Genomic DNA, 8,117 nt, shown 5'->3' with positions numbered 1-8,117 from the left:
TGTTCACACCGTAGCCGCGATAGCCGCGGTCGACTACGGCGAGATCGAGCACCTGGTCGGTCAGGATGACGACCTGCTCCAGCGCCGGTACCAGTGTGTGGCCTACCGCTATTATGCCTGCTCGATCCGGGCGCGGCAGGGCGAAACCGGCTGCAAGGGCCGGGCGATTCCCATGGACAAGCTCGACCGCATCGTGGTCGGCCACATCGAAGAACGACTTCTCGACCCCGAGAGGATCGAAGAAATTCTCGCATCGCTGCTGGATCGCCGGCAGGAGAGCGTCCAGCGGCGCAGCCAGCACATCGCCGAATTGAACCAGCGCGCGGCCGAGGCCGACATGCGGCTAAAGCGGCTCTACGACGCCATCGAGGCCGGTTCGCTCGATCCGGCCGAATCTGCCCTTGGCGAACGGATCGCGGGGTTAACCGCGCTACGGGATCAGGCGCGGGCCGATGCCGAAAGGACCGAGGCCATGTTGAAAGGCCCGGCCCATCAGGGCATCACCGGGGCGGCCGTGCGCGAACTGGCGTCCGAAGCCCGCACTCGGCTCCGGCTTGGAAAGGGCGGTTATCGGCGGGAACACGTCCGGGCGTTCGCGCAGCGTGTCGTGGTCGCGGACGATGCGATCTACATCAAAGGCAACAAAAACGTCCTGTTAAAGACGCTCATGGCCACTAAGGGAGGGAAATCGGCGGGAATCGGCGTTCCCGGTTTTATACCGAAGTGGCGGAGGGGATGGGACTAGAGTCGAAGCGTCTCTGATTTCCGCTCCAGTTGACTGAAGGGCGACATCGGACGTGATGGGGTGGCAGTCTGGAAAGGGGGCACACAACCCGTCAATCCGCCTGCGGCCCGGGAATCCCGGCCGGAAGGTCGGGCGCGGCTCCGGTGACCGGCGCGGCCGCGCGGTTCAGGCGGCGACCGGCTGGGGTCTTCGGCGCAGGCGAAGTCCGGCGAGGTCGTCGATCAGCGTGTAGAGCACCGGAATGACCAGCAGGCTGAGCAGCGTCGAGGTGATCAGTCCCCCGATCACCACGATGGCCATCGGCGCGCGGAAACTGGGATCGGCCCCCAGCCCCAGGGCGATGGGCAGCATTCCGACGCCCATCGCGAAAGTAGTCATCACGATGGGGCGTGCCCGCTTGCGGCAGGCGTCGAGCAGCGCGTCGAGCCGGCCAAGCCCCTCGTCGCGGCGCAGCGTGATCGCATATTCGACCAGCAGGATCGAGTTCTTCGTCGCGATCCCCATCAGCATCACCATGCCGATCATTGCCGGCATGCTGAGGTTGGTGCCGGTCAGGAACAGCGCCAGCAGGGCTCCGGGCACCGACAGGACCAGGGCGCCGAGGATGGTCAGGGGCTGCACCCAGGCATGGAAGAGCAGCACGAGGACGATGTAGATGCAGGCCACGCCCGCGCCCATGGCCAGGGCGAAGCCGCGCCCCAGTTCGTTTGAGGTCTCTGCCTGTCCGCTTTCGCTGAGGATCATGCCTCTGGGCAGGTCGATCCCGGGCAGGATCTCGGCGACCCTGGCCTGCACCTCGCTCAGCGGCAGGCCGTTCAGGGCGATGACGAAGGTCACGTTGCGGCGCTGGTCGAGCCGGTTGATCTGTGCCGGGGCGCTGTCGAAGGCAAGCTCGGCGACTTCGTGCAGAAGCACCGGCCCCTTGGAGCCCGAGACCGGAATGCGGCCGAGGGCCTCGATGTCGGAAGCCGCATCCTCTGTCATGCGAACGACCACCGGCACCTGGCGCTGGCCGAGGTTCAGCCTGGGCAGGAAGCGGTCGAGATCGCCCTGCGTGGCCACGCGCACCGCCTCGGCGATGGCTTCGGTGCTGACCCCGCGTTCCGCCGCCCGCAGGCTGTCGGGCCGGATGACGATTTCGGGGCGTTGCAGGCTGGCGCTGCTGGTGACGTTCCCGATGCCCGCCAGCCCGCGCAGGGCCTTTTCGACCACGGCGCCGTATTCCTCGAGCAGCCGGTTGTCCTCGCCCGAAAGCACAAGCGTGTAGGTCTCTTCCGACACCACGTCGATCCGGGCGCCCGCCACGTTCCGCACGGCCTCGCGCAGCTCGCGTTCGATGTCCTGCTGGGTCAGGCCGGGACGGTCGCCGCGCGGGGTCAGGCTGACGGTCAGCGTTGCCGTCCGCGCCTCCGGCACACCGGCCCCCGGGTCATCCGAGGCGCCGCCCGCGCCGATGGCCGTGAAGACGCCGACGACCTGCGGATGCCCGGCCACGGCGCTGCGCACCTCCTCTGCGGTCGCCAGGGTCTGGTCATAGGTGCTGCCCGGGGGAAGCTCGACCGTGATGCGGATCTGCGACAGGTCGCTGGCCGGCATGAAATCGCCCTGCGTCGCGCCCGAGAAGAGGGGCACGAAGCTGGCAAGGCCGAAGAGGCCGACCAGGGTCATGGTTGCCGCGCGGTGCCCCAGGCACCATCGGGCCAGGCGCAGATAGGGGGCGATCCAGACCGGCTCGCGATGCGTGTCGCGGGCCGGACGCAGCATGTAGGCCGCCATCATCGGTGTCAGCATCCGCGCCACGAGCAGCGACACCAGCACGGCCGCCGAAGAGGTCCAGCCGAACTGCACGAAGAACTTGCCCGGCAGGCCCGGCATGAAGGCGGTGGGCAGGAAGACCGCCACAAGCGTGAAGGTCGTGGCGATGACCGGCATGCCGATCTCGGCCGCGGCCTCGCGCGCGGCCTCGCGCGGGGTCTTGCCCAGCCGGAGGTGGCGCATGATGTTCTCGACCTCGACGATGGCATCGTCGACCAGAACGCCGATCACCAGCGACAGCGACAGCAGCGTGATGATGTTCAGCGTGTAGCCCATCCATTGCATGAACAGGAAGGTGGGCAGGATCGAGAGCGGCAGCGCCAGGGCGCAGATGAAGGTGGCGCGGAGATCGCGCAGGAACAGGCCCACGATCACGATCGTCAGCGCAATGCCTTCATAGAGCAGCGACATGCTGCCGTGATAGTTCTCCTTCACCGGCTCGACCGAATTGAAGGCCTCGACGAAGCGGATGTCGGGATAGGCCTCGGCCAGCTCGTCCACGGCCGCGCGCACGGCCTCGGCGACCTCGACATCGCCCGCGCCGATCGCCCGCAGGATCTGGAAGCCGACCACGGGCTTGCCGTCGAGAAGCGCGCCGCTGCGCCGCTCGGCCTCGCCGTCAGTGATGCTGCTGGCCAGCTGGTCCAGACGCAGGACCTGTCCGCCCGGCAGGGGAATGTCCAGCGCGCCGAGATCGGCCACCGTCCGGATGTCGAGCGTGGCGCGCAGGTTCTGCTCGCCCTCGCCAAGGCGCGCGCGGCCGCCCGGGGCATCGACCAGCAGCCCCGCGACATGGCGCGAGACCTCCGCCGCGCCCAGCCCCAGCGCCACCAGCCGGTCGGGATCGAGCTCGACCCGGGCTTCGCGCGAGACGCCGCCCAGCCGCGCGACCGAGCCGACCCCCGCCACGGCCATCAGCCGGCGCGTCACCTGCTCGTCCACGAAGCGCGACAGCGCCTCGTCATCCAGCCGGTCGGAGGCGACCGTGAAGGTCAGGATCGGGGTGTTGCGGAACTCGATCAGCCGGGCCACCGGGTCGGTCGCGGCGGCCGGCAGATCGCCACGGACCCGGGCCACGGCAGCGCGGGTGTCGTCCAGCGCCTCCTGCGAGGGCTTCTCCAGCCGGAACTCGGCCGAGACGATGGCGGCGCCGTCCTGGACGACGGTGTGAAGATGCCGCAGCCCCTGCATCGTGGCCATGGCGTTTTCCAGCCGAGCGGCGACCTCGGTTTCGACCTGTGCCGCGGCCATGCCCGGGACCGTGGTCGTGACCGAGACGAAGGGAAGGTCCACGTCGGGAAAGTTCTGCACGCGCGCATCGAGAAAGGCCAGCAGCCCGCCGATGGTCAGCAGGGCGAAAAGCAGGACCGAGGGAACGGGATTGCGGATCGACCAGTCGGAGATGTTCATCGCCCCCTCCGTTCAGCTGCCCGACCGGGCGGTGCCGCCCGGCGCAGGCACATGCACCGCCACGCCGTCCGCCAGGAAGCCGACGCCGCTTTCGACCACCTGCGCCCGGGGCGGCAGGCCCTGGCCGATCTCGACCCGACCGTCCCTTCGCGTGCCGGTCGTCACTTTCTGCATGCGGGCGATGCCGTCCTCGACCAGAAAGACGTAGGAATAGCCGTCGCGCAGCAGGACGGCGGTCTCGGGCAGGGTCAGGACCGCGCGCGATCCGATCTCGATCTCGCCGCGCGCGAAGATGCCGGCCAGCAGACCGGCCGTCGGCTGGAGATCGACATGCGCCGTCGCCATGCGCGAGGCGGCATCGATCTGGGGCGACAGGCTGCGCACCCGTCCCTCGGCCTGCATGCCCCGGCCCAGGAAAAGCCGCACCACCATTCCCGGCCTGACCCTCGGCACATCGGCAGCCGGCAGATCGGCCCGCCATTCCAGCCGCGCATCGCGATGCAGCCGCACGAGTTCCTGGCCCGGCTGGATCACCGTGCCCTCGAGCGCGCTGACCGCGCTGATCAGCCCGTCGTGCGGCGCCCGGATCGTGGCGAAGTCCAGGCGCATCCGGTCGGCCTCGACACGCGCCCGGGCCGCCTCGAGCCGCGCCGTCGCCATTTCGGCGGCCGCGAGCAGCTGGTCGCGGCTGGAGGCCGAGATCGTCTCGCCCGGCTTCAGGGCCAGGGCCCGGTCGGCCGCGCGCCGGGCCTCGGCCGCTGCGGCCTCGGCTTCCCGCAGCGCCGCCCGGCTGGCCAGCAGGTCCGCCGCGATCGTGCCGCCCGCAAGCTCGGCGACCACCTGTCCCGCCGTCACGCGATCCCCGGCCTCGACCAGCAGTCGCGCCAGGCGCAGGCCGCCGGTCTCGGCACCGATGCTGATCTCCTGCCAGGCAAGGACACTGCCCACCGCCGACAGGTGCTCGGGCCATTCTTCGATGCGCGGCTCGACCAGCCGGACGGTCAGAACCGGCGCCGGTCGGTCCTGCGGCTCTGCCTGGGGCGCTGGTTCGCCCCCGACCGAGCCGAGCGCCAGGCCGATCAGGGCCAGAAGCGATGCCGTCAGGGCGGCGGCCAGAGTCTTGCGATGCAGGATCATGACGGATGCTCCTTTCAGGATGCGCTGAACGGCTGCCGGGCCCGGTCAATCGGCCGCAGGCAGAGCGGGGGCCTCTCCGCCCAGGTCCTGGCGCAGGAAGGCGATCCCGACGAGATGGAAGGCATCTTCGCCGTGGGCCTCGGACAGGTCCTTGATGCTCTGCCAGGGCTGCGCGTCGATGCCGTGTCGCGCGTAGATCGCCAGCAGCACCTCGGTCGAAAGCCCCGCGACAGCCGCGACGGCAGTCAGCGGCGCCTCGACCAGCTTCTCGAAGACGGGCCATTTCAGCTGCGGCGCGGTGATCCGGCCGAAGGAAATCGGCGAGGCCAGAAGGACGAGGGCGAAGGCCGTGACGCTGACCGCCCCCCCGCGCGTCTTGAGATGCCGCTGGAAGGGCCGCAGGTTCACCGCGACATGGGCCACCACTCCCAGCAGGAACAGCCAGGAGGCCCATTCATGGGCAAAGCTGACATAGCCCGGCACGATGTCGAAGAACATCAGCACACCGGTGACGGCCATCAGCAGGAAGGACCCGATGGTCAGGGGCGTGGCCCAGCTGCGCAGGCCGATCGATCGGAAGGGGGGCATGGGGTTTCCTTTCGGGAAGCGGACGGACCAGCCGTCAGGGGGTGAAGACGATGCGGCCAGCCTCCGGGGCGGTCTCGTTCCAGACCTGTTCAACCGCGCTCAGCGGCATGGGCCGCACGTCGACGCGGAAGGTGCCGCGCGCGATCAGCCGGGCCAGTTCGGGCAGTTCGCGCAGGATCTCGCGCCCGGAGACCGCGCCGTGCCCGCTGCCCATGACCTGCAACCGGGCCGAGCGCAGCACTGCGCCGGGAAGGGGCGCGACATCGCCGGCCAGCGATCCGACATGGATCCAGTCCAGCGGCCGCGACGGGTCGGCGCGGTGCCGCAGCATGCGCTCCATCATCCGCGCCGCCGTCTCGCCCCAGACGAAATCGAGCACGACATCGGCGCCACGGGCGATCTCGCCCAGGGACTCGTCGTCGAGCGCCACGGCGTCGGTGGCCCCAAGCGCCGCCAGCCGGGCCAGCTTGGCGCGGTCGCGCCCGGCGGCGATCACCCGCGCGGCACCCAGATGCCGGGCGATCTGCACCGCCAGTTGCCCCGAAGCGCTGGTGGCGCCCAGAACCACGACCTGCCGTCGCCAGCCGACCGGCCATCGGCTGCGGAACGCGGGCAGGCGGCAGCGCAGGGCCAGCCAGGAGGCCATCGCCGGGTTCATCGCGCCGGCGATCAGCACCGGATCGCTGCCTTCGGGCAGGACGATGCTGTGATGCGGATCGATGACCGTGCGTTCGGCCATCGTGCCCGGCTCTCCGGGGCCCTGCACGAAATAGCGCAACCGGCCGTCCGGGCCGCGCCCGACCCCGTCCATGCCCGCGACGAAGGGCAGCTCGCCAGTGCCCGAGTAGTGCAGCCCCGCCGCCCGGCCGCGGGTGACATGATGCAGACCGGCGGCCAGGACCCTGACCGGCAGCCGGCCGCGCGGCCCGACCTCGGGCTCGGCGATCTCGAGGCAGGCAGGGGGACGGTCGAAGGCAGAGACAACAGCGGCTTTCATGCGCCCTTTCCTTTCGGTCACGGGGTTGATATGGTTCGTATGGTGAACTAAATAATTCGTAATACGAACCAAGTCAAGAGGATCTGCCATGCAGCATCACGCCCCGCCTCAGGACACTTCGGACAACGGTCAGGACAGCCCTCGGGACGCTCATCTGCTCGACGCCCTGGTCACGGCCGCCTTCATCGTCATGGCTGCCATCACCCGGATCGGAGCCGAACACGACCTGTCGCTGTCCCTGATGCGCGTCCTTGGCATTCTGTGGGACCGGCGGCTGCGGATGACGGACCTTGCCGACTATCTCGGGCTCGAGAAGCAGACGATGTCGGGCCTGATCGCCCGGGCCGAGAAGCGCGGCCTCGTGGCACGCGCGCCGAGCCGCGAGGACCGGCGGGCCACCGATGTCCATCTGACCGAAAGCGGCGCGCTGCTGGTCGCCGAGCTGCGCCGCCAGGGTCAGACGGCCCTGCGGCCGGTCATCGCCGGGCTGGGACCCGAGGACCGGCGCCATCTCGCCGACCTGCTGCAGGCGATGATCGCCGGAAGAGCAGGCTGAGTCGCAACTGCCGCGGCCGCGTCGGTTCCGAACGCCGCCGCCGTTCCCCAGCGGAACTGTCGGGATCGCATACTCGGACCGGGCCCACATCAAGTTTCCGGAGCGGATCGAACTCTGTCTCGGTCTGTTCCCGGATCCCGAGGCATTCAGGCCGAAGGGGCTCATCGTGCGCCAGATCCGACAGCGATGGGGGGCCATGTCGCCGGCGGGACGCCTGCTGCTGAACCCCCGTCTGGTGCAGGCGCCGGTCGATGCCATCGACTACGTGATCACCCACTAACTCTGCCACGTGGCCGAACCCGATCACGGGGCAGCCTTCTTCGATCTCCTCGACAAGGTGTTGCCCGACTGGGAGCGCCGGAAGCAGAGACTGGAACGGGCCATGGCCTGAGAACTGCCGAACCCGGTCGCGACAGACGCAAACGCGACCCCAATCCAAGCAATTCCGGCAGCATGGGTTTTTTCAGCAACTACATGCACTTATGAGAAATTTACCAAATCCGCGCAGTCAACAGGTCCGGAGAATATCGCCCCGGAGAGACCGCCTTCGGGCCTCCTGGCACCGGAGCCGGTCAACAGCCCCACCCGCATAAACTGTTGATTTGCACTGAGAGCTGACCCGGGTTTTCCATCGAGAAGTGACCCACCTTTGATTATTGGTCGAAGCAGAGCGTGACAAGCGCACCTATCCGTCGCCGGCAAGCCAAACCAAGCCCATCTGGTTCGATGCAATTGGGAAGACCGACGCTCAGCTGCAAAGCATACTTAACGAGATGTATGTCGCCTATGATCACGGCGCCAATATTCTCACTGCCGTTGGCCTGAGAACCGCATTAGATCGAGCTACCGAGGTTATCGGCATCGATCCG

General features: G+C 68.7%; 7 protein-coding genes and 1 pseudogene. 4 read left to right on the top strand and 4 right to left on the bottom strand.

Features of this window, described 5'->3' with window-relative positions; translation table 11 throughout:
* Positions 1-745: zinc ribbon domain-containing protein (locus tag ACDP63_RS23625; RefSeq protein WP_409928742.1), on the top strand; the 745-nt coding region annotated here is incomplete at its 5' end.
* Between the two features lie 165 nt (positions 746-910).
* On the opposite strand, the gene ACDP63_RS23620 is transcribed toward ACDP63_RS23625, so the two are convergent.
* The 4 genes from ACDP63_RS23620 to ACDP63_RS23605 are packed head-to-tail and all read right to left on the bottom strand — an operon-like array spanning position 911 to position 6,692.
* Entirely contained in the window at positions 911-3,970 is a 3,060-nt protein-coding gene (locus ACDP63_RS23620) for an efflux RND transporter permease subunit (RefSeq protein WP_409928741.1), read from the bottom strand.
* 12 nt (positions 3,971-3,982) lie between these two features.
* Positions 3,983-5,107, bottom strand: coding sequence for an efflux RND transporter periplasmic adaptor subunit (locus ACDP63_RS23615; RefSeq protein WP_074991430.1), 1,125 nt, complete (start codon positions 5,105-5,107; stop codon positions 3,983-3,985).
* 45 nt (positions 5,108-5,152) lie between these two features.
* On the bottom strand, positions 5,153-5,695 hold the full coding sequence (locus tag ACDP63_RS23610; RefSeq protein ID WP_409928740.1) for a DUF4405 domain-containing protein: 543 nt from the start codon (positions 5,693-5,695) through the stop codon (positions 5,153-5,155).
* Between the two features lie 34 nt (positions 5,696-5,729).
* Positions 5,730-6,692, bottom strand: a complete 963-nt coding sequence (locus ACDP63_RS23605; protein ID WP_074991433.1) for a zinc-binding alcohol dehydrogenase family protein — start codon at positions 6,690-6,692, stop codon at positions 5,730-5,732.
* Between the two features lie 88 nt (positions 6,693-6,780).
* Between ACDP63_RS23605 and ACDP63_RS23600 the strand changes: the two genes are divergently transcribed.
* The 3 genes and pseudogenes from ACDP63_RS23600 to ACDP63_RS23590 all read left to right on the top strand — a co-directional run.
* A complete protein-coding gene (locus ACDP63_RS23600; RefSeq protein ID WP_074991435.1) occupies positions 6,781-7,248 on the top strand; it encodes a MarR family winged helix-turn-helix transcriptional regulator in 468 nt (155 codons plus the stop codon).
* A gap of 7 nt (positions 7,249-7,255) precedes the next feature.
* A pseudogene (locus tag ACDP63_RS23595) lies at positions 7,256-7,639 on the top strand (M48 family metallopeptidase).
* Positions 7,640-7,904: 265 nt separating this feature from the next.
* On the top strand, positions 7,905-8,117 hold a 213-nt coding region (locus ACDP63_RS23590), incomplete at its 3' end, for a hypothetical protein (protein ID WP_409928739.1).

Source organism: Paracoccus sp. P2 (genome assembly GCF_046335115.1).
GTDB classification, from domain to species: Bacteria; Pseudomonadota; Alphaproteobacteria; order Rhodobacterales; family Rhodobacteraceae; genus Paracoccus; species Paracoccus pantotrophus.
The sequence above is the reverse complement of the archived record's forward strand: the minus strand, read 5'-3'. Positions and strand labels throughout refer to the sequence as shown.

What these genes read in the sequence shown, in the direction of transcription:
- ACDP63_RS23620 (WP_409928741.1), bottom strand. Translation starts at nt 3,970, where the DNA reads ATGAACATCTCCGACTGGTCGATCCGCAATCCCGTTCCCTCGGTCCTG.
- ACDP63_RS23600 (WP_074991435.1), top strand. Translation starts at nt 6,781, where the DNA reads ATGCAGCATCACGCCCCGCCTCAGGACACTTCGGACAACGGTCAGGAC.
- ACDP63_RS23615 (WP_074991430.1), bottom strand. Translation starts at nt 5,107, where the DNA reads ATGATCCTGCATCGCAAGACTCTGGCCGCCGCCCTGACGGCATCGCTT.
- ACDP63_RS23610 (WP_409928740.1), bottom strand. Translation starts at nt 5,695, where the DNA reads ATGCCCCCCTTCCGATCGATCGGCCTGCGCAGCTGGGCCACGCCCCTG.
- ACDP63_RS23605 (WP_074991433.1), bottom strand. Translation starts at nt 6,692, where the DNA reads ATGAAAGCCGCTGTTGTCTCTGCCTTCGACCGTCCCCCTGCCTGCCTC.